The organism is Dyadobacter sp. AC419 (genome assembly GCF_979253085.1).
On the sequence record NZ_CEEDCD010000023.1, the window covers coordinates 279,706 to 304,200 of the forward strand.

Consider the following 24,495-nt stretch of genomic DNA (forward strand, 5'->3'; position numbering starts at 1 on the left):
TTGTACAACCGCTGTACAATTTGAAATGGAGCAAACTATTCCTAAAAATAAAACTTACAATAACATTTCCTATTACTCGTACCCAAAAGTATAACTACCGCAGAAGCTTTCCCAGTCTGCATTCTTGGAATTTTTATTGGGGATCATGTGAACTGTGCTGATCATCCATTTGCCAGCGCCGTATTAAACCAGGCATCTGACTTGTTCGGTTTTAAACAGCCGAAGATCTTAACAAAGCAGTATCATAAGCCCCCGGACTTGCCCAGTTGTCTGGCGCGATTGCCTGCCACCATTTCCTCTCGTGTGGGCAAAGATTTGCGCTGCACCAGCTCACCGATGATCTCATCGCGTATCTGCGGCGCCTTTCCTGGCACTGCATCATCGAGTGCTGCTGTTAATTCAGCAGCGGTCAATTCTGTGCAGTAAGCTGGCGTGCCTGGCTGCTGTCGCCAGGAGTCGGCCAGGGTTCCTCCATCTACCACATCAAAGCCCAGTTCATTGGCAAGGCCAGCGATTACCTGTTTGGCATGTTGATCATCACCTGCAATAGAAAGCGCAATCCGGCCGGGTGTACCCTCGGGCTTTCCGCCGGCGGCAATCGTTTCGGAGAGCAGGTTGTTAAATGCCTTTGTAATAGGACGTCCCAGTTGCTGAGCAACCCACACACTTTCAACTTGTCCCTGCTCTAAGGCATCGATTTTCTCGTCCCGGAAAGGATAATAATTGCCTGTATCCGCTACAATCACCTCGTCTGGCAGTGATCGAAACAGGTCTTTGGGAAATTTGGGAATTGCGCCGAAAGGCACACTGATGAAAACAATGTCAACATCCTTAACAACATCTTCAATTGTGGCGGGACTTGCGCCAAGAGATTGCGCTTTTTCAGTCAGTTCTGCAAACGGGCGGGTATTGGTCACTTTGACATTGTGTCCGGCAGCTGCAAGGTTCCTGGCAAGTGGGGAGCCGACTGCGCCGGTTCCAATGATTCCGATATTCATGATTCTGTATGTTTTGTTAGAAATTATATTTGTAAAAGCGACCGGATTGCCCGGCTTCGCGGGAAACTACAATGGTTAATTAAGCAGACTGTCCCGGAATTTATTGGGAGCAGCCCCTACTTCTTTTTTAAATAGCCGGGAGAAATAAGTGGTATTTTCAAAGCCGAGTAATTGAGAGATTTCTGAGATATTCGGAGTTCCTTCTCTCAACAGGTTCTTTGCCTCGCCAATTAAAAAAAGATGGATCAGCTCGAGTGCTGTTTTTCCTGTTTCCTGTTTCAACAGATCGGTTAAATATCTGGGAGAAATGTTCAGTTCATCTGCCATGCCCGAAACGGTGGGAAGACCAATATTTTTAGTCTTTCTGTCTTCAAAATTAGCCACCAGCAATGCATTAAACCGGGTGACGGTCGAGCCGGTTAGCTGTGTCCGGTTGATGAATTGTCTTTTGTAAAAACGCTGTGCATATTTAAGCAGGGAATCTAAAAGGCTTATAATGATAGCCTTGCTGAGCTCATCCGTATTGTTGTAATGTTCTTTTTCTAAACTATAATATAGATTCCAGATGATGTCTTCTTCGGAAGGGGAAAGGTGCAACGCCTCATTGACCTCATAATCGAAGTAACCGTATTTCTTAATCTCGCTGTAAAGGGCAGTTCCAGGCAAAAAGTCTTCATGAATGATGATCAGAAAGCCCTTATCCTGTAATTCCACATGCTTAAATGTCACCTTCTGCTGTGGTTTTACAAACGACATTGCTCCACGGTCATGGTCATACTTTGTTTTTCCGTAATGCATGCTGCCCGATTTCAACCTTTTGAAACCGATGATGTAAAATGCGGAAGTAAATTCAACATCATAAGTTCCATCACATGAGCCGTATTCGCCATACATGACGCTAAAAAGCGGATGCTCTGGGGGCTTTACACCCAGCGCTGCATGCAGTTCGCTTATTTTTGTGAAATGTTTCATTGGTTTGCATTGATAAAAACGGAACCCGGGAAATCCGGATTCCACTTATTCTAAACTTCATCAACCGTGTGCTGCCACAGATATTTCCTCCCATGATTCCCACGTTTTCAGGCGCTGTTCATAGGTTTGTTTCACCCAGGGCAAAGCAATTTTACCTAATATCAATCTTGATGGCGGATTCTCGGCATCTACCAAGGCAAAGAGCGCATCGACCGTCGCGGCAGGATTACCCGAATCTCCCGCCTCGGCATATTCCCAAAAAACCTTTTTCATACCATCATAAACCGGGATCGGCTCACTTACAGCCAGCGAATCCGAACCATTGAAGTCGGTGTCGTAAGGGCCTGGTTGCAAAAGCGTGACCTTGATTCCAAAATCAGCCACTTCGGCAGCCAATGTTTCTGTTAGACCTTCAATGGCGAATTTAGTCGCACTGTAAAGTCCCATGAATGTCACCGTATTCAACCCCAGCGCACTTGAAAGTTGAATGATATGCCCAGAATTTTGCTCCCGCATCACAGGTAACACAGCCTGAATAGTCCATAATGAACCCAGAACATTCGTTTCAAACTGGGACCTTACTTCCTGCTCGCTTACTTCTTCAACGGCTCCGATTTGTCCATAACCTGCATTGTTGATTAACACATCGATGCGGCTAAAATGTGCTTTTGCAGTTTCGATTGCCTGAAAACTTGCTTGCTTGTCCGTTACATCCAGTTTTAACACCACTAGATTTGACGGAAATGCTTTTGAAAGTTCGGTCAATGTTTCAGGCTTACGCACAGCTGCGACTACATTGTCACCACGTTTTAAAAATGCCTCTGTCCAAATCCTGCCAAATCCGCGGGAAGCGCCTGTTATAAAAATAGTTTTTGTCATTGTTTTATTTGTAATATTTATAACGACAAAGTTCCGCCGATCGAGCGTAGGAAGTATGATACAAAAGTCGGCAATAGTGAAACGTTTTTACGAAATCCGGACATCCATGCCATACTGTTCCGGCGCGCCCAAATGCTTGCGTAGCGTTTTCCCTTCGTAATCCCGATGAAATAATCCCCGCTTTTGCAGGATAGGAACTACTTCATCTACAAAAGCATCGATTCCGTCTGCATTCACGTCCGGCGAGATCCAGAAGCCGTCGGCCGCACCTGCTTTGAACCATGCCTGCATATGATCTGCCGCTTCAATGCCCGGACCGACAATCACGGGATGATAGTCTATGACTCCGTGAGCCAGGATATCGCGCAAACTCCATCCTTCTTTTGCAATCTTCAATGCATGGGGAGAACGCGGGTCGTAGCGGGATGGACGGGCATCGGCCAGCAGCTCTTTTGCTATTGGCTGGTCGAGCTGGTTTGCGTCAAGTGGAATACTGAGCATTTGCTGCAGATAACTTACTCTCTGACGGAACGTGTGCTTGTTTAGCTGAATCCGGCGATCGAGGGCGGTGCGCCTGTCTTTTGCAATGGTGGTCATCAGGCCGGGAATGTATTTGATCTCGTCCGGATCACGCCCGTAACGTTTCGCCGCCTCCCTGAATGCATTCCGCTGTGCGCGTGCATCTTCAATGGTAAATGCCGCACCGATAACCGCATTGGCAAAACGCCCCGCAAGCTCATGTGCATTTGGACTGCCTCCGGCATGAAAGACGATGGGTTGCCCCTGCTCAGAAGGGGGAATGTAAAGCGGCCCGCGCGAACCGACATATTTTCCCTGAAAATGGATGGGAAGGATCTTATCTTTCTTCGCGAACTGGCCGGTTTGCTGATTATGAATCCAGGCATCCTTTCCCCAGCTGCCCCAAAGTGCCTGGATCAACTGGATAACCTCATGGGCGCGACCGTAACGATCCTCGCTGGATGGAATTTTCCTGCCATAGTTCGCCGCCACATCGTCGCCGCTTGATGTAACAGCATTCCAGCCCGCCCTGCCGTGGCTCATCACATCCAAAGCTTTGAATTGTCGTGCTAAATTAAAAGGCTCATTGAATGTGGTTGACCCTGTTGCGACCAAACCGATATATTCCGTCTCCCTTGCCACGGCGGCAAGCGTCATCATGACATCCAGATTGAAACCCGGTGATTCCGTAGCGATATCAGACATAATTGCGCCAGGGCCATCCGGCAAAAAGATAAACTGAAACTTTCCACGCTCTGCTGCCTGCGCCTGCTTCACTCGCGCATCAAAGCTGGTATAACTTTCCGGATCTACACCCGGCATTCGCCACGCCCCAGGCTGAGAGCCATAACCGTTACCTAAATGCAGGCCGATCAGCATTTGTTTGTTTGAATTGGAAAGTTTATTGGTTTGTTTTATTAAAGAATCCATAATTCTGTTTTTTGAATTACATATACAGTGTACGGTTCAGTCGACGGACGAAATCCCAATCAATATTGTCAGGGGAAATACCACCAAGACGTTCCGTAAGAACTGCAATGCATAATTCTCTACGTTTCGGTAAACGCTCCTTTTCTGCGGTATCAATGACAGCTTGTAGTTCCGCTAATGTCAGATCTGTACAGTAGGCAGGAGCTGCCGGCTGATGCCGCCAGGAATCGGCCAGACAGCCAGCATCAAAGGCATCAAATCCGGTTTCATCAACCAGTTGCAAAGTGATTCCCCGGTCAACATCCCGGTCCGCTGATATCGGTATTGCAATACGGTCTGGATTTCCTGCAGGTTTGCCCTTTGTAGCAAAAGAATGGGCAATAATCGCGTTCCAGGCTTTTGCGATAGGACGTCCAAGCTGCTGCTGAACCCATAAGCTTTCAACGAGTCCTGCTTCTATACTCTCAATTTCACCATCGCGTGCTGGAATATAATTAGAGGTATCAATCACAACTACGTCCTTGGAAACGTCCGCAAACAAAGGCGCAACTTCGGGTGTCCGCTCCAAGGGAATAGAAAGAATGATAACATCTTTATCCTGCACGGCCTGGTGGGCCGTAACGGCAACAGCACCCGTAGCAATCACAGACGGATCTATACTTTCAGGTCCACTCGAATTAGCCACAACTACTTCATGTCCCGATTTGGCCAGCTTCAAGGCCAATGTTTTTCCAATATGGCCGACGCCAATAACTCCGATCTTCATTTTTAAACTGTTTTTAAGTCACATCATTAAATAAATATATAAGCAAACGTTTATATGTTTGATTAAAATAAAACCCACTGCAATGTGATTTCAGCGGGAGTAAACTTCTTATGCTATTTTTAGGGATTGGAGAAAATGAGTCAGCTCCTCCAACTTTTCATCATTAATGGCAAGGCGCATATTCCGGCCTTCCTTATGTGACTCAATTAACCCAGATTCTGCCAATGATTTCAGGTGCTGCGACATGGACGGCTGGCTTATCGGAACAAATTCAAATAGGTCAGCGCACCCTCTGTTCGTTCCCTTTGCTATTTCCTGTAACAACGCCAGCCTGGTAGGATCGCTGAGCGATTTGGCCATTTTTACAAGTGATTTGCTATCCATTTATTTGATTTTTTAAATACATGCGCATTCGTTTATGTATTAGTAACTGGATGCTGGATGAAATAGTTCTTTTAGCAAGTAATTAATCTCGGGAGAATAAGAAAAGCGCCGCTGGTTTAGTGCATTGTCAAATCATAACAGTTTGACCTTGAACAAGTAACCACAATTCTGCTATGCGGAACCTCTTCGGCTGCAAATACTGCAGTTAAAAAGTCAATTAAATCAGCCGACGATCGCGATATGATCCATGGCGTTACGGCTGTGTAGTTGTCGGGGATAACTTTGATTTTCTTGTCTTTCATGCTGCCTGTTTTTAATGAACACTGTATCGCCGCCCACTGACAGCGCTATGTCAGGAGCATTAAAAACCATGATTATCGCTGACGCCCAACACAAGCCACCGATCAAAAAAAACCCTTGCTGGCGTATCGATTCAAAAAGTAACTCTGGAATGACGGAACCCGCCCGGTAACTTACAATCGATCGCCCTACGCGGGCCGCCCGTAAATTATCCGGAAACTTCCCGGGAGATTTACATAAATTGCCTTTTTAACCAAACACCCTTTACAAATGACACATACTACCTCCAATCCCAAGATCCACGAAGGCCGCAATCTCAAAAGATTTCGGGAAATGCTCGCGATCAAACAAGACGCCCTCGCATTCGAACTAGGCGAAGAATGGAACCAGCAAAAAGTCTCGCTGCTAGAACAAAGGGAAAAGATCGATTCTGATATTTTGGAGCAGGTGGCGGCAATTTTGAAGATTCCTGCGGAGGCGATTCGGAACTTTGATGAAAATCAAGCGATCACCGTTATTTCAAGTACATTCAATAACAATTCGGCTGTCGTAAATAATAATCCCGTTTTCCATCCAATTGACAAGATCATTCAACTTCATGAGGAGAAGATTGCATTGTATGAGCGAATGTTGAAGGAGAAGGATGAGATGATGGGAAGGTTGGAGCGGCTGATTGGGAAGTAGCAGAAAAATAGCACACTATAAAAAAACAAGTGACACGTGACACGTTTCGTGTTGCATTCATGTTATGATTATAAGTTTTAGACATAAAGGCTTGGAGCTTTACGCTACCAAGGGCGACCGTTCAAAATTACAGCAAAAGCATATTCTAGGATAAAACTGATTTTGACCAGGTTGGATGCGGCCAATGCGCCAGAAAAAATGAACGAGATAGGGTATTATTTTCACGCCCTAAAAGGTGATTTAAGATCGTTTTATTCGGTCAGAGTATCTGGAAACTGGCGAATTATCTTTCGTTTTATTGGAGAGAACGCCGCAGATGTTGATTATGTAGATTATCACTAAACAGGAGTTACAGTTATGGCTTTATTTGATCCAGCTCATGCGGGCGAACTTATTCGAGAAACCCTTGACGGGATTTATGAGGAAACAGGGCAAAAACTTACAGTTGAGCAGGTTGCCACAGTTTTGGGGACAACCAGGAAAACGCTATCTGCCATTATCAATGGGAAATCTGCGGTGTCACCCGAAATGGCAATCCGTTTAGGCGCAGCGTTCCCTAACACGGATGCCGAGTTTTGGTTAGCTGTACAGAAAAATTATGATCTTGCACAGGCGAGGAAGCGTGTAGATGCATCTAAAATTCGTGCAATATGGCCGCCGAAGGCGGTGCAGACTGCGTAAACATTATAATTTAGAAAGTACAGATATTGTCAGATTTCGTTAATTATTTGAATGAGGGATGTGTAAGGAAAGGATGAGATGATGGGGAGGTTGGAGTGGTTGATTGGAAAGTAGCGAAAAGCCATTGTAAAGGTCATGTCGCGTTTCGATGAGAATGATTTTTCTTGTAACTTCCATTGTTGTATGATAAAATTAAGGGAAATGAGAACAGGTAATGCAATGACACCGACCGAATTTATAAAGACCTTTGAGGCCTTCCCGGCAAAGGCACAGCTAACTATTGCTAAAAAAATACAGGACCGCATGATTGATCAACTCTTCGAAGAACTCGACGCAGAGCTGCCTGATATCGAAATGTCTACCCGAGAGATCCAGGATGAAATCAATGCGTACCGGAATGAAAAAAAGCAAAAAGCTCAGCATCGTCCTTGATGCTAATTGGTATGTATCTGCCTGCATCAGTCGAAAATCCCGCCGAACACTTTATTATAATATCCTAAAAAATCCAGATTTGCAGGTATTCTATTCATCTACCTTAATGGATGAATTCAGTGATGTTATTGAACGTCCTAAATTTTCAAAATACATTTCGCACAAGCAGGTTAATCGCTTCAAGATTATTACATTGAAGTTTTTGAAGAAAACCGAGGACGGTGTAGCTCCTGAAATCGTCCGTGACATAGATGACAACTATTTACTTGGAGTTTGCGAAAGTTGTAAAGCTGATTTTTTAATTACCGGTGATCAGGATTTATTAGTTCTTGGCGAATATCAGAAAACTAGAATTGTGACAATGTGGCAATTTGAACTAGAAAAGAAGTAGTTAGATACTTAAAATGTCGAAAGCATCAAATTAGCCGCCGGTCAGTATCAATTATCCTACAACCAGATTTTCAGCTGGACGTTTCAGTCTCTCTCTGTAAATTCCCGCATTCAAAAAACATCCTAAATCTGAATGCAACTCGCCGCCAATTAATACCCGCAAATCCCTGCTGAACTAAAATCCACTATCCGCCAAAGTCACCTCAAAGCGTCCCTTTCGGCAAATGCAGAAATGCTGATGCTATACTGGCAGATTGGAAAAATGATCGTCGAGCAACAGCAGGCTGTAAGTTGGGGAGCGAAAGTCATCGATCAACTGGCATCGGACCTACGAAAAGAATTTCCTGATATGAAGGGACTTTCGCCTAGAAACCTGAAATATATGCGCCAATTTGCTACTGCATATCCCAATGAAGCAATTGTGCAAGAGGCACTTGCACGAATTACCTGGTACCATTATCAATCCGCACAATCTTAACGGCTGCGCGCGCTCCTTCCAACTTATTAAAAGGTAGCACTCCACACCTATCACATCCTTACTTTCAGTTGCGCTTCTCCTCTCAAATATCAGCTTAAATAATCAACGCAAACGCTACGCGTCCATTTTAGCGGTAATGGGCACATTTGCTCCTTTTTTGAATGCCTTTAATCTAAACAAATCAACTTCAACATTCATCATCCTATGAAAAGAAACGCATTCATTGGCAGTATGGCTGTCATTTGTTCACTTCCTGCCATTGTATTTGCTAAGGCAGCGGCACTAAGGGGAATGATCGGAAAAGTATTTAAAGCGAAGGCTGGGGAAGGCCGCAGACATGGTCACATCCAGTTAAAGGGCGTCAATGCGAATGTATTGGATGTTAAGGTTTCGGGTAGTGATACGGATGGTGGTTTTGCGATTTTTGAGCAAACTTCACTCAGTCAGGGCCGTGGAACTCCGCTGCATGTGCATCCGGGCCAGGATGAAGTTTTTTATGTGCTGGAAGGCGCTTATGAATTCCTTGTGGATAAGGAAAGATTTAGCCTGACTGCCGGAGAGAGTATCTTCCTGCCGCGGGCAGTCCCCCACGCTTGGACGCAGGCATCGGCCAAAGGCAAAATGCTGGTAACCTTGCAGCCGGCCGGGAAACTGGAAGATTTTTTCTTGCAAATGGCGGCGCTGACACATGATCCTTCGCCACAGGAAATTGCCAAAATATTTGAACAAAACGAAATGAAGGTGGTTGGGCCACCGTTGAAACTGGATTAATGGTGCATCCTACATCGCATTATCTATGTCAAATAGAACTTGGCAAAAATTGCTGAAAAACGTCATAACCATAGCGCAGGATCATCAGTGAAACGACGACCAGAAATATTTTCCGGACGAATCCATTTCCTTCACGCAATGCCATTCTGCTGCCGATAATGTTGCCGGCAATGTTAAAAACAGCCATTGTCAGGCCGATGCCTAACAGGAAATTGCCATTCCGGATAAAAACAAGCAATGCTGAAATATTGGTGACACAGTTGATGAGCTTTGCATATCCCGAGGCTGTTACGAAATCGAACCGTAGCAACACGACAAAACCCAGGATCAGAAAACTTCCTGTTCCCGGGCCAAAGAATCCGTCATAAAAGCCAACTACCAGACCGATCAATGATCCCAGCACCAACTGTTTAGCCAGAGGAAGTCCCTTGTTTTGTGCTGCTCCGAGGTTTTTATTTGTGTAAACGTAAATCAGCATTACAATCAAAATGATCAAAATCACTGGTCGTAAAACTTCTGCCCGGACCATGCTTACCACCTTGGCGCCTAGAAACGAGGCCGTAAAAGCAGCCAGACTAACGACGATGAGGAGACGATAGTCAAACCTAATCCGCTTGCTATAATTGTAAGCGGCCACAGATGTTCCGGAAATAGCCGCGATCTTGTTGGTGCCGAAAAGGGTCGCTACAGCCTTATCCGGAAATGCGATCAGGAGCGCTGGTATCTGTATCAGGCCGCCCCCTCCTACCACCGCGTCAATAAATCCGGCAACAAAAGCTAGGGAACTTAATGCGACGAGCAAGGCAAACGAATAATCTGTGCTGAAAGAACTTAGATCCATGATGGACGCAATTTAGCGTCTAAAAAGCCAGTTCATATCGTTTTCGCACGGGAATTTCTGATTTAAGTTTTGCGCTGCTTTTAATGAACGCCTACTTTTTCTGAACCATTCCAATGTCCGCTAACCACCCTAAAAAACTTTCAGGCCAGTATTTCAGGGTTTCTCCTTTTGTAAAATCCATTGCAAATCCATGAGAGCCTTTGTTGTAAATATGCATTTCGGCCGGAATTTCTGCTTTTAGCAATGAGGAATAAAAATCAACACATTTGGCGGCTGTGGTCAACTTATCGTCGTGCGCATTGATGAGGAAAACCGGGGGACAACTTTCCTTTCGAACCGTGTAGTTTTTTAAAAATGCAGCATAGAAAAGACCGGCGAAATTGGGTTTCCAGCTAACCTTGCCGGATCCCTCATTGATTTCGTCGGTTGCTGCGAGTTCTACCGCCAATGTTCCGCCAGCCGAAAAACCTGCTATGCCAATTTTATTGGGATCAATTTTAAGTTTAGCTGCATCTTTTCGCAAAGTGATAATGGCCTGCTTTGCATCATCGAATGCAGCTGCGAAATAGGTTTCTCTGGGAATGACAAAATTTTTGCTGCTATCTCTGGTATTAAGTCGATACTTCAACACCAACGATGCAACGCCCCGTTCTTTTAGCCAAAGTGCAAGGTCAGTCCCTTCCCGATCGAACCAATTATCCACAAAACCACCTCCGGGACATATCACTACGGCTACTCCCGTTTCCTTTCCCGGCGGCGGCAAATGAAGCACGTAAGTAGGAACGGACACTTTGCGAAAAACCCTGTTCTTCTTTGAAAGTGACTGGGGATTTACATCGAAATCTACCACCTCTTCGCCAGTAGGATATTTCACGGGATTATCTGTGATACCCGATGGCCATAGTGGTTTTTCTTCGGATGTCTGGGCATCAGCGGTAAATCGCAGGGCAAGTGAAAGACCGAGTGTTAAAAATGTTATTAATATGCATTTCAGGTTCATAAAGCAAGATTTATGATTATAAACTCTTCAAAAAATAGCACCCTACATCGCCTCAATCTCCAACACCACGCTTGTCCTCCGCGCATTCACAACCGGATTAAAACCAGCCGTCATCAAATATTCTCCCGAATAAACCTGATCTTCCTTAATCGCAGATTTGGTCCCTGGATAGAGATTCAACTCCCTCACTTTATAATTCTTTGTTGCATCCAAACCTTCCAGTCGGATCGGCGTGTCGGAGCCGTCACCGTTCCTGTTGCCGACCAAATAGGAGAATAGAATGGCTTTCGATTTGTTTTTCGCCGCGTACATCAATGCTGCATAGTCATTCTTTTTAGGATCTACCAACCGGAAAAGATCACCCTGGAAAATGACGTCTTTCACTGCATTGTAATTGGCGACTGCCTGCTGGCTGAATTGCAGATCTTTTTCATTTAAATGACTGACCACAATGTCATAACCCAGCCGGCCCATCATGGCCACATCCGTACGGAATTTCAAAGGTTGTTTTCCCCAATCGGTTACGTGTGCGCTTTGCGCGATCGATGGGAAAAAATACGAATATTCCCATTGCATAAATACGCGCTCCAAAGGATCGGTGTTATCGCTGGGCCAGAATTCTGTGAAATATTTCAGCGCTTCATAATCCACTCGACCGCCGCCCCCCGAGCAAAGCATCATGGGGACTTTCGGATATTTCGCCCGCAGCTTTTCCAGCACTTTATACAGTCCTTTCACATAATCCACATAAAGCTTGCCCTGACTTTGCTTGCTTTTTTCGAGGTAAGCCGAGTAAGGGTTGAATGTGGTTGCATTGCAGTCCCATTTGATGTAGGCAATGTCCGGATTTTCGGTAAAAAGCTTATCCAGAATGCCATAGACAAAATCCTGAACTTCCGGGTTTGACAAATCCAGCGGAAGCTGGTTGCGCATGTAATGCTCCGGCCGTTGCGGTTGTTTGATCACCCAATCCGGATGCTTTTCATACAGCTCACTTTTAGGATTTACCATTTCCGGCTCAACCCAGATCCCGAATTTGATTCCCGTCTTCTGCGCTTCCTTCACCAGATAGCCAATCCCGTTTGGCAATTTCTTTACATTTTCCTGCCAATCTCCCAAACCCGCACCGTCGCTGTTTCTTGGATATTTGTTGGCAAACCAGCCGTCGTCCAACAAAAACAGATCCACACCCAGCTTTTTACCATCTTTGAAAAGCTCAGAAAGTTTACTTTCATTAAAATCAAAATAAGTGGCTTCCCAGTTGTTCAAAAGCGTCATTCTGGTGCCTTCCCCATCCAGGATGCGGTATTTTCTGGCCCAATTATGCAAGTTGCGGCTGGCTTCCCCTTTTCCGTTTTCTGAGAATGTGTAGATAAATGAAGGTGTTTTAAATTCCTGTTTTGAAGCAAGCGGATACTCTGAGGAGTAAGGATTGATACCCGCGATCAACCGCAGATTATGATAAGAATCAACCTCAAATTCCATTTTGAAATTGCCTGACCAAGCGAGTGTTCCCAGTAAAACTTTCCCTTCTGTTTCCGTGGCCGGTTTATCAAAAGACAAGGAAAAACTCGGTGGCTGATAGAGATTCGCGCGTGTTCCGAGTTTCGAATCCAGCACCCGGATCCCGGCCGTCAATTGTTCTTCTTCCGGATTCATTTCTTTGGCCCAGGTGCCATTGTAATGCGTCAGATAATAATCTTTTGCAATGAAATAGAGATTGGCGGAAGCGTATTTTTGAAGCGTAACAGGTTTCTTCTCTTCGCTTTTGATCACACTCCACTGCTCCACCACATTTTCCTGGAAATAGGTTTTGTAAAAAAGTGTCACCTCCACCGCATACACCGGATCTTTCAAAACAATGCTCGTAAGACTGACATTGTCGTTTTCCTTAGCGGTTTTGTGGCTGACATAAACAAGATCCAACGATTTATTTCCATCACCATGCGTCAATTGCAGCGCGGGTTCGGAGACATTCCACGTTCCCGCCGGAGTGTAAGCCGAGTTGTAAATCCCCGCATTTCCATCCTGTTGGCGACTCTGTGATGGGATGAGTTTGTATTCTGCAGGCTGACTTAATTTCTTTCCGAAATAAGTTATTTCAAGATGATTATCCTTGTCTGTTTGCAAGACCAGCACATTCTGTCTGGTTTCAATCGGGATGATGGTTGGCGCATTCTGGGCAAAAGAGCTGGCCGCGGTTACTGCCAGAAAAACGCTGTTGAAAATATGCTTATACACAACTATACTATTTGATATGGATTGATTTTATTCACCGGCGCCGAAACGAACAGCTTTAATTCTGATCGGCGCTCCTGTAAACACAAAATAAACATCTTTTACACCGGAAGCTGCACCGGCAGCAATGTTAAGGATCATTTGATCGCTGTATTCACCGGAAAATTTTCCCAAAAGAACTCCGTCGGCGCTGCCAGCATGTGCCTCGATCGTTCCCGAGGGAGGTGTCGGTGCATTCCGCCCGGATGCGCGGACGATTTCAATGTGTTTGATGCCTGTCAGATCAGTGCCTTTAAGCCTGAAAGACGCGCCGGAATTTCTGACAAATGCCATCGTACTGTCGTTGTTGAAACTGATATCTTTTACCTGGTCGGCCAATCTTACCGGCACCATCGGATTTCGAAGGACAAGCGTCGCTTCCGAGGATTGCGAGGATGCTGTTTTTGTGCCCCTATCAGCATATGCGGCGCGGAAAATGAAGCTGCCTTCAGTATCGCCCTTGGGAACAACGGTTGTATAAGTGCCTTTTACTGGCAATGTTTTGGCCGGTTTGGGCGCGTCCGACAAGCTCATAATGTAGCGGACAATTCCTTTCACATCGCTTTCCGCCATGGTCGGGTGCGCGGGCATGAATGCATCTCCCCAGACGCCCGAACCACCATTCAATATCTTCTTGGACAAACCTGCTATTGCAGTTGGGTCACCCTTGTATTTGGCAGATATAGCCGTAAAAGATGGCCCCAGCACTTTTTCTTTAATGGCATGACAAGCCTTGCAATCCCCATTATTGATCAGTGAAATGGCAGTTGCATACTGCGCCGAAGCATCCACGCTCATTTGCTTTTGAGCGATGCGGGTGAGATTAAAACCCTCTGAAAGATAGTTCGTACTGACAGAAACCTGGGAAGGGGCGATCTTCTTGTTTGCAAGACTGCCATCTTCGTTGTCGCTCACACGAACCTCATAATCAATGCTTTTTCCCGGAAAATAGAAGGTGGAATTCCCTTTCAGTGATTTTAAATTCAACCACCGGAGGTTCGTTACCTGCCTTTATCTCAACCGATTTGGTATTCTTTTCTCCGGCTTTATCCGTGACAGTTAAAGTTGCCTGATAAGTGCCCGGCGTAGTAAAAGTGATCGAAGGATTCGCCTCTTTCAGCGTTTTGAAAACGCCTTTGTTTTTGGTGACAACCCATTCGTATTGCAGCGCGTCGTCTTCGTCAAAGTCCTTGGTGCCTTCCGATGACAGCGTGACCTGCATGGGAAGCGCGCCTGCCGTTTTGCTCACGGATGCTTCTACCAAAGGTTTTCTGTTTCCGCTGTTGTATTCGATCCGGATCAGTTCTGCCTCGGGGTTGTCTTTGAAATACCCATTCCCATATTCCAGCACATACAGATCACCGTCAGGCCCGAATTTCATGTCGATCGGCCCCTTTAATTTCAAGTCAGGAAGAAAACGCTCCATCGATTTGTATTCGCCGTTTTCATCCATTTCCACCACATTGATCCAGCCTCTTACCCAGTCGGTGATAAACCACTTTCCTTCATAGTATTCGGGAAATAACCGCGATGCATTTTTGAAATCATCTTTTCTGAATACCGGGCCGCCTACTGCGCTGTTGCCGCCACTTTCCATGAGCGGAAACTCCTGGCTTTGCGCTTTTGAATACCAGATAAATGCGGGCTGCGCAGCCGGAAGCTCCTTTAAACCAGTGCTGTTGGGAGAATTGTTGACCGGGCGGGCAGGGTCAAAAGGCGCGCCGGAAACTTTGGTGGCGAAGTCATATTTCACATAAGCCTTATTATTGGCAACAAAATACGGCCATCCGTAAAACCCGGGTCCTTTGGCGCGGTTGAATTCATCATAGGATTGCGGTCCGCGTTTTTCGATATCATCACGGGAACCATCCGGGCCTACTTCTCCCCAGTAAAGCCAGCCGGTTTTTGAATCGATCGTTGGCCGCCACGGGTTTCTGTTGCCCATTGTGTAAATCTCAGGTTTAGTCTGCGGCGTTCCCGGAGGAAAAAGGTTGCCTTTGGGAATGGTGTATGTACCATCCGGTTCAGGATGAATGCGCAAGATTTTTCCTCTCAAATCATTGGTGTTCGGAGATGATTTTTGAGAATCGCGGGGTGATTCTCCTGGCCTTTCATCAAGGGGGGCAAAACCGTCGGAAGCTCTGGAAAAAGTATTGTCGCCCGTAGTCAGATACAGGTTTTTGTCTTTGTCGAAAAGCATTCCACCACCCACGTGGCAGCATTCTTCACGCTGCACTGGCACTTCCAGAACCACCTTTCGCGAGCTTTCTAATAACTCCTTGCCATGCCACTCGTAACGCACCAGCACGTTTTTTGCCTCGTCGCCAGCCAGCGAATAGTAAATGTAAATCCAGTGGTTTTTGTCATAATCCGGATCCAGGATCACGCCCTGCATGCCATCTTCCCCTTCGGTGACCTCGCCTGCTTTATTGACATATTTTGTACTGACGGCAAACTCAGCCACCGTTTCCATGGCCTGCGACTTTGGATCATACACCTTCAACTTCCCTTTCCGCTCCGCATAAAGTACCCGGCCGTCTTTCAGGATCTGAAACTGCATGGGCTCTTCAAGCCTTTGCGCAAGAACCACTTTGGTGAACCGGTTAGCTTCCGGTTTTTTGGGGGTCTGGGCAAATAAATTTTCAGTTGTTAAAAGCAAGCTTAGCAATGCAGAAAAGAGCATTGAAGGTTTCAGCACTGCATATCTATTGCAGAAATTGTGTGGTTTTGACATTAGGAAAATGCTTGAATAAATTTCAATTCTATAAGTCTGAACAGCTGACAATATTACTTGAAGAGCTGATAGGCTTTGCTCAAAAATGGCTTATACATCGGCTCGTGCTTGGGCATATTCAGGTAAAACAGCACGATCATGTTGTTTTCCGGATCGATAATGTAATCTGTGCCGTATAACCCACCCCAGGCAAATGCGGTGTTGGAAACCTCAGGAACCGGTTTCTTTTCTGCATTGTAAAGTTCAAATCCAAGCCCGAACTGAAAGCCTTTTCCACCGGAATTGACCTCAGGCAGGCGGTTAACTTTCGTCATCAGTTCAATGGTCTCGGGTTTGAGAATGCGCTTGCCATTGTACTCGCCTTTATTCAAAAGCATTTGGCAAAATTTGGCATAGTCGCCGATAGGTCCGTTTAACCCGATAGCGCCCTCGGCATAAGTTTGCACCGGGCTGATCGTGGTCTCGCTATATTTGTTGGATTCCGGCACGAGCTTGCCATCAATGTCGCTGTAAGCCTTCACAAACCGGCTCATTTTCGAGGGCTCATAATACCAGTCCGTTTCGGTCATTCCCAACGGATCCAGAACCGTTGACTTAACATATTCACGCAGGCTTTTGCCCGAAATGAGCTCTACCATGTAAGCCAGCATATTGGTGCTGATATGGTAACTCCACTCGCTGCCGGGATCAAAGCCCAGCGGATATTTTGCAAGCGCGATCATTTCATCTTTCAGATACTTCGAAGTGCCAGCTCCGCCAGTCCGCTGTCCCGGCCCTGCCGGTGGCGTGGCTCCCGAAGTTGCAGCGGCGTTTTTTTTCTCCATTTCGGCGCGACGAGCCTTTCCTACCAGCCCGGCGCTGATTCCCGATGAGTGCGACATGAGATGCGCGAAGGTCATCGGCGTTTTCACCGGCCTTGTCTCAAATGTTCCATCCTCTTTAATGGCCGTCGCCACTTTATCGGATATCTCCGGGAAATATTTCGAAACCGGGTCATCAACCGAAACCAGTCCCTTTTCCACCAGCGTCATAAAAGCGACTGTCGTCACTGCTTTAGTTTGAGAAAACAGGATATAGTAATCGTCCACAGCCGCTGGAACCTTGTTTTCAACGTCTTTATAGCCAAATGCTTTATTGTAAACGACATTCCCGCCTTTGGCAACAAAACCTACAATGCTGCTCGCCTTTTTATGATCAATAAAACTTTGCAGCAGCGAGTCGATGCGTTTTGTTTTGTCCTCGCTTGTGCCGGTGGCTTTGAGATCAGCTTTGTAGTTTGATGTTTGCGGCGCAGGCGATTTCTGCTGCGCTATTGTGCTGTTGAATGCAGCTAAAAGCGCAATGCTTAAATAGATTTTTTTCATAATAATTTAAAGGGTTAGGAATAGCAAAGCTTACTTCTCGCCAACGAATTTTAGTGAGTCTTTCGATTCAACCGGCAATCCGGAATAAGCGATCAAACTAATTTTCCCCTTCGTGGCTGCCTTGGGAATTTTCACAACCAACTGACCGGCTGCTTTGCTGACGAACGTTGTCACAGGTTCTGTCAAACCGGTAAAAAGCACGCCCATTGTCAAATCCAGATTCGTGCCCGTGATAGTAAGGTTTTTTTCACGTTCGGCAATCGCCGGTGCGAAGCTTTTTATTGCTGGCAATGTGATGACCAGTTCCGTTTCAGATTCAATGGAAAGTGGTTCGGTGCCACCGGCTGAAAAAATGACCGGGCCGGTTTGAGCGCCAAAAGGCACAGTTACGACCAGCTCCGTCATGGTTTGGCTTACAAATTCTGTTATCGTCGTATCCTGCGCAAATGTGACTCCCTTCACCCAATTCAGGTATTTTCCTGAAATCGTGATCTTATCGCCGGGTTTGGCCTGCGTGGGGATTTTGGTAATTTCTACGGGCACTTCCAGGCTCAGTATGGTTTTGGAAACAATGTCCCCTGCGGTCGTTTTTAGCGTTACAAGTCCTTCCGAGGTTTCGTTCGGAACGGTCAGCACAATGCGATCGGGAGTTTGTTTTACAAATGCAGATGCCGGAACGCTGGCTCCTGTCAGTTCGACAGACGTTACTTTATCCAGATTTTTACCAATAAAACTGATCGTATCCCCCAGGCTCACGCCCGATGGCCCGAAACTGAGCAATTGCACTTCGCTGCTTGTGGCCACCTCATCTTCTTTGCAGGCTACAAGCAACCCCGCAAGCATTAGAGAAACCGCTGCGTTCAACAACCGCAGATCATATATTTTTTTCATCCTGAATGTCTTTGATGTTACTTTTTGAGAATTTTTGGCACTACCCTGAAATTGTCCATGGAAATATCGGCATCCAGATCTCCGCCACCATGGAAAAGCAGCCGGGTGTAGTAACCGTTTGGATTCACAGCCATTTTTACGCCCAAAGTTTCATAGCTGGCTGCTATTTCGTTAAAAGGAATTGTAACCGTTCTCCATTCGCCCTTCGTATCGTAAGGCGGTGCCCATTGGTAAGCGTCGGTGATGAAGTCTTTTGCCAATCCCACATTGATTTTCAACAGGTTGTTATTGTAAGGCTTCAAAGTATTAACCTCGAATTTCAGGTTGTAATCCGCCGGTCGCAGGATCGCTTCATCGGGAATGTTTTTGCTGATCGGCCCCATCGCCTCGGGTGGTCCTCCCGCAACTTCCTTCCATTGCCAGCCGCTGACCGCTTCTTTCACCCGAATGTAATTTCCATTAATCGCCACCGGATCTCCTGCGCCTGGCTTAGTAACCACATATGCCTGGTTCCACCAGCCTGTAAAGGGATCATTGCTTAAAAAGATGTTGCGGTTATCTCTGAACCAGAAATCCGATTTGGTTTCTCCAAAAGCAGTTTTTACCGTCACCTGCCCTGGCAGCGCGCCTTGGGGCACACGCACTTGAATGATCTGGTCGGTTACAGAAACGAGCTCACCCGTTATGCCTCCTGCAAATGTGACCGTAAGCGGCGGGTAAAAATAGCTTCCGTTAATGGTCGCTATGCCGCCCGTTGCCACATATTCACAGTTCATTCCCGTCAGTTCGGGTTCGCTGATCTGCACTTCGAAATCGTGTTCGAGCGTCCGGCCGTTTGAGAAAACCATGCGCATTTTGTTGCTGATTTCCTTCGGGACCATTGCGGGAACACTCACCAGAATCGTCTTATTGGTAATATAAGTTGGTGTCAGAACTGCTTTTTGGTCATTGAACCAGATTTCGGTAACGTTCTGCAAATTCTCCCCTACGATCGCGATGAGGTTACTTTGGAAAGCGCCGACCAGCAATGAGTCCGACGAGGCCGGGTTGGTCACGCGGATGTAAGTAATGGAAGGTTCGCCATGTGAGTCAACGTCATCTTCCTTACACGAAATCTGAAATGCAGCCATGAGCGCCAGCAGGGCAAACATCAGGGCCGATCTATATCTGTTTTTCATTTGAATGTCGATTTTTATAAATCCGAAAATTATTTGCTGTAATAATCAACAGCGGGTTTTTGCAGATTGGGCGCCTGGCTCAGTTCTGCCGACGGGATTGGAAGCAGGAAATTTCCGCTGTTCGCATTGATCGTGCGCTCGGTCGTCGACCAGGCCGTTTTGGTAAATGTCCATGATGTCGGGTTTGGAAAAACGTCTGGCGCCGTAGCGAACAATCCCCTGTCCTGACTGTTCAGGATGGCATAGGCTTTCGTGGGATTGTAGTAATGCAGGCTTACCAGGTCATACCACGCCATTCCTTCCATGGCAAATTCCACCAGCCGTTCCTTGAAAATAATGTCGAAAGTCAAAGGCCCCGCGAACACCGGCAAGCCAGCACGCGTATGTATTGCATTGTAATATTTCAGTGCGGTGGGATCATTGGTCGATGCATTGTTTCCCAAAACCGCTTCTACATACACCAGATACATTTCAGCAAGCCGCATCATGTACGTGTCGTGTCCGTAGTTCTGCGAAGCCGACAAGCCGCCGACGTCCTTGGCTTTTCCGGTTACGTATTTTTTGATGGAAACAAAATTGTTGTCGCCGCCTGGATTGGGAACGATCAGTTTCTGCTCACCACCTGGGATCGTCTGCGTAATCTCAGGATAAGATGCGCCCGGAAGCATGAATGTTGCTTTCAGGCGCTGATCCACGGTGCGTCCCTGCATACCGGTGGCCGTTTGCTTTATACCTTCATATTGACCCAGCATCCACCAGGTGGCGCTTTTGTCACCGCCCCAGCCGTCGCCATTTGCAATATCCGGACTAAATGCCAGGTAAGCCGGTGTCGAATTTTGCGTACCATACGCTCCGGGGGAATAGACCCATTGCAGCGAGAAAAGCGACTCGGAATTGTTGTCATAAGGAAACAGGAAGAGGTCGCCATAGTTTTTGAGCAGCGACAAGCCGCTTTGCGTAATCACCCTTTCGGAATAGTATTTGGCGCTATCCAAAAATGTTTGGTTTCTGGTTCCCGATCCTGCGGACTCCACGCCTGCACGCGTCAGGTAAAACCGCGCCAGCATTCCTTCTGCCGACCACCGGGTAATGCGGCCCGGACGTATAGGTGTTGCAGGAAGATCTTCGGCCACCTGACGCATCTCGCTTGTGAGAAACTTCCAGACACTTTCAGGCGTGTTTCGTGAAACGGTCGTATCGGAGAGCAGTTCCAGGTTATTTTCAATGATCGGCACTGCGCCCCAGTTCATCACAAGCGACCGGTAAGCCACGGCGCGCATAAATCGCGCCTCAGCAATCGCCATTTTCTTGATCGCCGGAGAAACCGCGTCTCCCGCATATTGATTAATGTTACTGATCGCCAGATTGGACTGACCCACCACGATAAAAAACGAACGCCATGCAGAACCATTCTCCGGCGTGTTTCCAGTGGTATTAAAAAGCACATTTCCACGATCGTTATAGGCAGAAAACGCTGTTCCGGCCCTGAAATCGCCCAGATTGTAGGATGCTTTGTCGTTATAATCAAACCATACTTTGCTGTAAAGCAATGCGGTCGAGGCCAGAACCTGATCATCTGTTTGGTAGAAACCTGCATCCACAATGGCGTCAACAGGAGGCCTTTCCAGAAAATCTTCTGAGCAGGAAGTTACCGCGAGCAGCGAACCGAATAAGCTGCCGAGATAAAGGATATTGTTTAAAATTTTCATCTGATTCGTTTTTAGAAGTCCAGGCCGAGGCTAAAAGTGTAAACAGGAGTCAGCGGATAGCGACCGTAATCCAGACCGATCGCCTGGTTTCCAGGACTTGCATCCCGCGATACGTAGGCGCCTACCTCAGGATCAAAACCGCTGTATTTGGTGAATGTGAGCACATTCTGCGCGCCAACGGAAAGTCTTTGCGCCCCGGATTACTTTCTGTTTTGACATAAAAGCGGCGGGCACATTGTAGCTCAGCGAAACGTTTTTGAGGCGGATAAATGAGCCGTCCTCCACCCATTTGTCTGTATGCCGGTTGAAATTATTGTTGGGCCCATTAGATATGCGCGCGACGTCTGTTCCGGGATTGGCCAGCACCACTTCGCCCGCTTCGTTGGTGATCGGCTTGGCATAATCCATGGCGTGTACGAGCAGGTTGCGGCTCAGGTTAATGTTGCTCGCATTGGTGTTGAGCTTGCCGAGGTAATTATAAATGTCGTTTCCATACGTGCTGGTGAACAACAAACTCAGGTCAAAACCTTTGTAGGAGAATGTGTTGGTAAAACCGGCAAACATTTTCGGCCATGGGTTACCAATGTTGGTAAGGTCCATTTCATTGATCTTTCCGTCGCCATTGATGTCTTTGAATTTCACATCGCCTACCCAAATGTTATCGATATTGGTAGGCAAGCGGTCTCCATTGTTATCAACCGGAACTGCACTGCCGTCAATCTCAGCGACATTCTGGAATAAACCTTCTTCCATATAACCCCGGAAGAGCCACGGCGCTTCTCCCACTTCGGAACGTTGCGTCCAATCCTGCATCCACCAGGAGGTGCGGTCTACGAATGCGCTTTCGGAGTAAAACGATTTTATCTTGGTTTTGAAACTGGAAATATTCAGGCTGCTTTCCCATTTGAAGCCGCCTTTATTGATGTTGATCGTGTTGATAGTAAAGCCATAACCCTTATTTTGCAGCGCACCAATGTTCACCGTCGGAGAGCTTACCGCACCCGTGCCGTTGGTGCCCATATACCAGGGAAGCGGCTTCTCCATCAGCAGGTTATCGGTGTCTTTGATATAATAATCCACTTCAAACTGGATCCGGTTGTCAAACAATGCCACGTTGATACCGAAGTTGTTGGTTTTGGTTTCTTCCCATTTCAAACCCTGGTTGCTGTATTTGGTAGGCAAAAATCCCGTGGAAGTGGGCGTTGCCCCCGTTCCCATCGGCGAGTAAATGCCTCCCCCGCCCTGATTTCCCGTTACGCCCGTTTCAAAACGCAGTTTCAGGTCGCTGATGGCGGGTATATTAAAGAAAGACTCCTGCGAAACGCGCCATGCTGCGGACACCGACGGGAAAAAGCCCCATTTGTTTTCTTTACCAAAATTGGCCGAACCATCGCGCCGTACGGTCGCCATTACAATATAGCGATCGGCGTAATTGTAGTTCAATCTGCCCAGATACGATTCCATGGCCCATTCGCCCGAGCCGCCTGAGTTGCTCGATGTTAATGCATCACCTGCTGCCAGATCGAGAATGTCATTGGTCAAAAATCCCGTCCGGGTTCCGCCCACATTTTTATAGGTGGAAGCCTGCGCTTCGTGCGTTACCATCACATTGATGCTGTGCTTGCCGAGCTGCTTGTTATATTCCAGAAGCTGGTTCCAGTTGTAATACGTGTTGACACCCGTTCCGTTTGTGAGTGAGGCTGTTACGTTTCTGGCCCAGCCAATGGCATAGGTTGGAATGTAATAGGTGGAATTTGAAAAGCCCAGGTTTGTGTTAAAGGATGAGCGGAAGTTCAGGCCTTTCATGATTTCAATGCCCAGGTTCAATCCACCCAAAAATTGCCTTCTTACGAGCTTATTGGTAGTCAGGTTGGCAATCGCGATCGGGTTTACGGGCGCAAACTGGTTGGCACCATTGTTCTCATCGCCCCCACCCCAAGAACCGTCCAAGTTTCTTACCGGAACCTGCGGAGTCAGCTGCAATGCGCTGGCAATGACGTTTTCCTGGCTGGTGGTCAGGTTGTCATTTGTTTGGTTAAAGCTCAGATTTGCTCCGATGGTGGCCCATTTTCTGGGTTTGTTATCAAGGTTCAGCCTGAATCCATATCTGTTAAAACCAGAGCCTAATGCAACACCATCCTGTTTCAGATATTCGCCTGACAGATAATAGGTTGTCTTGTCATTTCCACCACTCAGGCTCAGCTGGTGCTTGTTCATGGGGGCGCTTTTGAAGAGCTCCTTTTGCCAGTCCGTACCCGGACCGAGCAATGAAGGATCCAGAAATTCGCCCGGCGTATCACCGCCCGCAATGGCATGGTATTCACCCACCATCTGCGCGTATTGCTGCATATTCATTACTTTCAGCGGCGACGGGGGCGTCTGCAAACTATATTGATATCCGTAAGAGATTTTGGTATCGCCTGATTTTCCCCTTTTGGTAGTGACGATCAAAACTCCGTTGGTAGCTCTTGAACCATAAATCGCAGTCGCCGAAGGACCTTGCAAAACCTCAATGGACTCAATGTCGGCCGGGTTCAAACCAGCAAGTGGATTGGAAGAACTCTGCGATCCATAGGAAGCCGACTGGCCCGGAATCTGCACGCCATCGACTACATATAAAGGCTCGTTACTGCCGCTAATCGAGTTAACACCCCGGATATTGACCGAAATACCACCGCCCGGTTGCCCTGAGTTTTGCGTCACATACACACCTGCGGACCGACCCTGGATAGCCTGTTCAATGGTTGTATTAACCGTTTTTTCAATATCCTTTGAAGAAATGGATGTCTGTGCGGTGGTCAGATCGGCACGTTTCATTTCGCCATATCCCACAACCACCACTTCTTCCAATGCCTTCGTATCGGCGGCTAGGGTTACATTGATGGTGCTTTGCGTGCCTACAACGATTTCTTTGGACAAATACCCTACAAATGAGAAGATCAACACCGAGTTGTTTCCCGGAACCGCCAGCGCGTACTTGCCGTCTGCGCTTGTGGTTGTTCCCTGCGTTGAGCCTTTGATCACAATGCTGACGCCCGGCAGCGGCTCTCCTCTGTCATCTACCACCTTGCCGCTCACCTCAATGACCGGCAGCTGATTTTCCTTGCTATTTTTAACATAAAACTCCCGAACGCCGATTGCATATACGTCATCGTTTGTCTGCATTACAGCTAGCACAAAAACACAGGCTGCCAACTTCTTCATTCTTCTGATCTTCACCTGATTAAGCACTGGCACCAGGCGGGTGACAGCCGCGGCACAGGCGCGTCGACTTAGTAAAGCATGTTTCATACTTTTACATGGTTTGGTTTTAAAGG

24 protein-coding genes are annotated in these 24,495 nt (G+C 46.9%); 7 read left to right on the plus strand and 17 right to left on the minus strand.

What is annotated here, in order from left to right; genetic code table 11:
• Positions 1-242: 242 nt before the first annotated feature.
• From AC0IYG_RS21580 to AC0IYG_RS21605, 6 genes are all read right to left on the minus strand, one after another.
• On the minus strand, positions 243-998 hold the full coding sequence (locus tag AC0IYG_RS21580) for an NADPH-dependent F420 reductase (RefSeq protein ID WP_471713142.1): 756 nt from the start codon (positions 996-998) through the stop codon (positions 243-245).
• A 75-nt stretch (positions 999-1,073) separates the two neighbouring features.
• Positions 1,074-1,970 (minus strand): helix-turn-helix domain-containing protein, encoded by an 897-nt coding sequence (locus tag AC0IYG_RS21585; protein WP_471713143.1) that lies wholly within the window; start codon positions 1,968-1,970, stop codon positions 1,074-1,076.
• Between the two features lie 60 nt (positions 1,971-2,030).
• The gene (locus AC0IYG_RS21590; protein WP_471713144.1) at positions 2,031-2,849 is read right to left on the minus strand and encodes an SDR family NAD(P)-dependent oxidoreductase; all 819 of its coding nucleotides are present in this window, start codon (positions 2,847-2,849) and stop codon (positions 2,031-2,033) included.
• 87 nt (positions 2,850-2,936) lie between these two features.
• Positions 2,937-4,298 (minus strand): NtaA/DmoA family FMN-dependent monooxygenase, encoded by a 1,362-nt coding sequence (locus AC0IYG_RS21595; RefSeq protein WP_471713145.1) that lies wholly within the window; start codon positions 4,296-4,298, stop codon positions 2,937-2,939.
• A 16-nt stretch (positions 4,299-4,314) separates the two neighbouring features.
• Positions 4,315-5,064: an NADPH-dependent F420 reductase gene (locus AC0IYG_RS21600; RefSeq protein ID WP_471713146.1), complete on the minus strand. Its 750-nt coding sequence runs from the start codon at positions 5,062-5,064 to the stop codon at positions 4,315-4,317.
• A gap of 108 nt (positions 5,065-5,172) precedes the next feature.
• Positions 5,173-5,448 (minus strand): ArsR/SmtB family transcription factor, encoded by a 276-nt coding sequence (locus AC0IYG_RS21605; protein ID WP_471713147.1) that lies wholly within the window; start codon positions 5,446-5,448, stop codon positions 5,173-5,175.
• A gap of 570 nt (positions 5,449-6,018) precedes the next feature.
• On the opposite strand from AC0IYG_RS21605, the gene AC0IYG_RS21610 reads away from it, so the two are divergent.
• The 7 genes from AC0IYG_RS21610 to AC0IYG_RS21640 all read left to right on the plus strand — a co-directional run bounded on the left by AC0IYG_RS21610 (position 6,019) and on the right by AC0IYG_RS21640 (position 9,184).
• On the plus strand, positions 6,019-6,432 hold the full coding sequence (locus tag AC0IYG_RS21610) for an XRE family transcriptional regulator (RefSeq protein ID WP_471713148.1): 414 nt from the start codon (positions 6,019-6,021) through the stop codon (positions 6,430-6,432).
• Between the two features lie 171 nt (positions 6,433-6,603).
• Entirely contained in the window at positions 6,604-6,774 is a 171-nt protein-coding gene (locus AC0IYG_RS21615; protein ID WP_471713149.1) for a type II toxin-antitoxin system RelE/ParE family toxin, read from the plus strand.
• 15 nt (positions 6,775-6,789) lie between these two features.
• Positions 6,790-7,113 (plus strand): HigA family addiction module antitoxin, encoded by a 324-nt coding sequence (locus AC0IYG_RS21620; protein ID WP_471713150.1) that lies wholly within the window; start codon positions 6,790-6,792, stop codon positions 7,111-7,113.
• A 201-nt stretch (positions 7,114-7,314) separates the two neighbouring features.
• Positions 7,315-7,545: a hypothetical protein gene (locus tag AC0IYG_RS21625; protein WP_471713264.1), complete on the plus strand. Its 231-nt coding sequence runs from the start codon at positions 7,315-7,317 to the stop codon at positions 7,543-7,545.
• Complete coding sequence (locus tag AC0IYG_RS21630; RefSeq protein ID WP_471713152.1) at positions 7,511-7,936, plus strand: putative toxin-antitoxin system toxin component, PIN family; 426 nt, start codon at positions 7,511-7,513, stop codon at positions 7,934-7,936. The genes AC0IYG_RS21625 and AC0IYG_RS21630 overlap by 35 nt, the downstream gene beginning before the upstream one ends.
• Positions 7,937-8,098: 162 nt before the next feature.
• Complete coding sequence (locus tag AC0IYG_RS21635; RefSeq protein ID WP_471713261.1) at positions 8,099-8,413, plus strand: DUF1016 N-terminal domain-containing protein; 315 nt, start codon at positions 8,099-8,101, stop codon at positions 8,411-8,413.
• Positions 8,414-8,617: 204 nt separating this feature from the next.
• The gene (locus tag AC0IYG_RS21640; RefSeq protein WP_471713153.1) at positions 8,618-9,184 is read left to right on the plus strand and encodes a cupin domain-containing protein; all 567 of its coding nucleotides are present in this window, start codon (positions 8,618-8,620) and stop codon (positions 9,182-9,184) included.
• 28 nt (positions 9,185-9,212) lie between these two features.
• Here the strand turns inward: AC0IYG_RS21640 and AC0IYG_RS21645 are convergent, their stop codons facing one another.
• The 11 genes from AC0IYG_RS21645 to AC0IYG_RS21695 all read right to left on the minus strand — a co-directional run bounded on the left by AC0IYG_RS21645 (position 9,213) and on the right by AC0IYG_RS21695 (position 24,469).
• Positions 9,213-10,025: a sulfite exporter TauE/SafE family protein gene (locus AC0IYG_RS21645; protein ID WP_471713154.1), complete on the minus strand. Its 813-nt coding sequence runs from the start codon at positions 10,023-10,025 to the stop codon at positions 9,213-9,215.
• A gap of 91 nt (positions 10,026-10,116) precedes the next feature.
• Complete coding sequence (locus AC0IYG_RS21650; RefSeq protein WP_471713155.1) at positions 10,117-10,899, minus strand: alpha/beta hydrolase; 783 nt, start codon at positions 10,897-10,899, stop codon at positions 10,117-10,119.
• A 168-nt stretch (positions 10,900-11,067) separates the two neighbouring features.
• A complete protein-coding gene (locus AC0IYG_RS21655; RefSeq protein ID WP_471713156.1) occupies positions 11,068-13,266 on the minus strand; it encodes an alpha-galactosidase in 2,199 nt (732 codons plus the stop codon).
• A 27-nt stretch (positions 13,267-13,293) separates the two neighbouring features.
• A complete protein-coding gene (locus AC0IYG_RS21660; protein ID WP_471713157.1) occupies positions 13,294-14,289 on the minus strand; it encodes a c-type cytochrome in 996 nt (331 codons plus the stop codon).
• Complete coding sequence (locus AC0IYG_RS21665; RefSeq protein WP_471713159.1) at positions 14,231-16,036, minus strand: PQQ-dependent sugar dehydrogenase; 1,806 nt, start codon at positions 16,034-16,036, stop codon at positions 14,231-14,233. The genes AC0IYG_RS21660 and AC0IYG_RS21665 overlap by 59 nt, the downstream gene beginning before the upstream one ends.
• 53 nt (positions 16,037-16,089) lie before the next feature.
• Positions 16,090-17,400, minus strand: coding sequence for a serine hydrolase domain-containing protein (locus AC0IYG_RS21670; protein ID WP_471713160.1), 1,311 nt, complete (start codon positions 17,398-17,400; stop codon positions 16,090-16,092).
• A gap of 30 nt (positions 17,401-17,430) precedes the next feature.
• On the minus strand, positions 17,431-18,291 hold the full coding sequence (locus tag AC0IYG_RS21675) for a hypothetical protein (protein ID WP_471713161.1): 861 nt from the start codon (positions 18,289-18,291) through the stop codon (positions 17,431-17,433).
• A gap of 17 nt (positions 18,292-18,308) precedes the next feature.
• Positions 18,309-19,469, minus strand: a complete 1,161-nt coding sequence (locus tag AC0IYG_RS21680; RefSeq protein WP_471713162.1) for a glycan-binding surface protein — start codon at positions 19,467-19,469, stop codon at positions 18,309-18,311.
• 29 nt (positions 19,470-19,498) lie between these two features.
• Entirely contained in the window at positions 19,499-21,178 is a 1,680-nt protein-coding gene (locus AC0IYG_RS21685; protein ID WP_471713163.1) for a RagB/SusD family nutrient uptake outer membrane protein, read from the minus strand.
• A gap of 11 nt (positions 21,179-21,189) precedes the next feature.
• Positions 21,190-21,342: a hypothetical protein gene (locus tag AC0IYG_RS21690; protein ID WP_471713164.1), complete on the minus strand. Its 153-nt coding sequence runs from the start codon at positions 21,340-21,342 to the stop codon at positions 21,190-21,192.
• Complete coding sequence (locus AC0IYG_RS21695) at positions 21,311-24,469, minus strand: SusC/RagA family TonB-linked outer membrane protein (protein ID WP_471713165.1); 3,159 nt, start codon at positions 24,467-24,469, stop codon at positions 21,311-21,313. The genes AC0IYG_RS21690 and AC0IYG_RS21695 overlap by 32 nt, the downstream gene beginning before the upstream one ends.
• Positions 24,470-24,495 lie beyond the last annotated feature (26 nt).

What these genes read in the sequence shown, in the direction of transcription:
- AC0IYG_RS21695 (WP_471713165.1), bottom strand. Translation starts at nt 24,469, where the DNA reads ATGAAACATGCTTTACTAAGTCGACGCGCCTGTGCCGCGGCTGTCACC.
- AC0IYG_RS21680 (WP_471713162.1), bottom strand. Translation starts at nt 19,469, where the DNA reads ATGAAAAACAGATATAGATCGGCCCTGATGTTTGCCCTGCTGGCGCTC.
- AC0IYG_RS21580 (WP_471713142.1), bottom strand. Translation starts at nt 998, where the DNA reads ATGAATATCGGAATCATTGGAACCGGCGCAGTCGGCTCCCCACTTGCC.
- AC0IYG_RS21640 (WP_471713153.1), top strand. Translation starts at nt 8,618, where the DNA reads ATGAAAAGAAACGCATTCATTGGCAGTATGGCTGTCATTTGTTCACTT.
- AC0IYG_RS21625 (WP_471713264.1), top strand. Translation starts at nt 7,315, where the DNA reads ATGAGAACAGGTAATGCAATGACACCGACCGAATTTATAAAGACCTTT.
- AC0IYG_RS21600 (WP_471713146.1), bottom strand. Translation starts at nt 5,064, where the DNA reads ATGAAGATCGGAGTTATTGGCGTCGGCCATATTGGAAAAACATTGGCC.
- AC0IYG_RS21610 (WP_471713148.1), top strand. Translation starts at nt 6,019, where the DNA reads ATGACACATACTACCTCCAATCCCAAGATCCACGAAGGCCGCAATCTC.
- AC0IYG_RS21585 (WP_471713143.1), bottom strand. Translation starts at nt 1,970, where the DNA reads ATGAAACATTTCACAAAAATAAGCGAACTGCATGCAGCGCTGGGTGTA.
- AC0IYG_RS21590 (WP_471713144.1), bottom strand. Translation starts at nt 2,849, where the DNA reads ATGACAAAAACTATTTTTATAACAGGCGCTTCCCGCGGATTTGGCAGG.
- AC0IYG_RS21605 (WP_471713147.1), bottom strand. Translation starts at nt 5,448, where the DNA reads ATGGATAGCAAATCACTTGTAAAAATGGCCAAATCGCTCAGCGATCCT.
- AC0IYG_RS21645 (WP_471713154.1), bottom strand. Translation starts at nt 10,025, where the DNA reads ATGGATCTAAGTTCTTTCAGCACAGATTATTCGTTTGCCTTGCTCGTC.
- AC0IYG_RS21685 (WP_471713163.1), bottom strand. Translation starts at nt 21,178, where the DNA reads ATGAAAATTTTAAACAATATCCTTTATCTCGGCAGCTTATTCGGTTCG.
- AC0IYG_RS21620 (WP_471713150.1), top strand. Translation starts at nt 6,790, where the DNA reads ATGGCTTTATTTGATCCAGCTCATGCGGGCGAACTTATTCGAGAAACC.
- AC0IYG_RS21630 (WP_471713152.1), top strand. Translation starts at nt 7,511, where the DNA reads ATGAAAAAAAGCAAAAAGCTCAGCATCGTCCTTGATGCTAATTGGTAT.
- AC0IYG_RS21665 (WP_471713159.1), bottom strand. Translation starts at nt 16,036, where the DNA reads ATGTCAAAACCACACAATTTCTGCAATAGATATGCAGTGCTGAAACCT.
- AC0IYG_RS21595 (WP_471713145.1), bottom strand. Translation starts at nt 4,298, where the DNA reads ATGGATTCTTTAATAAAACAAACCAATAAACTTTCCAATTCAAACAAA.
- AC0IYG_RS21675 (WP_471713161.1), bottom strand. Translation starts at nt 18,291, where the DNA reads ATGAAAAAAATATATGATCTGCGGTTGTTGAACGCAGCGGTTTCTCTA.
- AC0IYG_RS21670 (WP_471713160.1), bottom strand. Translation starts at nt 17,400, where the DNA reads ATGAAAAAAATCTATTTAAGCATTGCGCTTTTAGCTGCATTCAACAGC.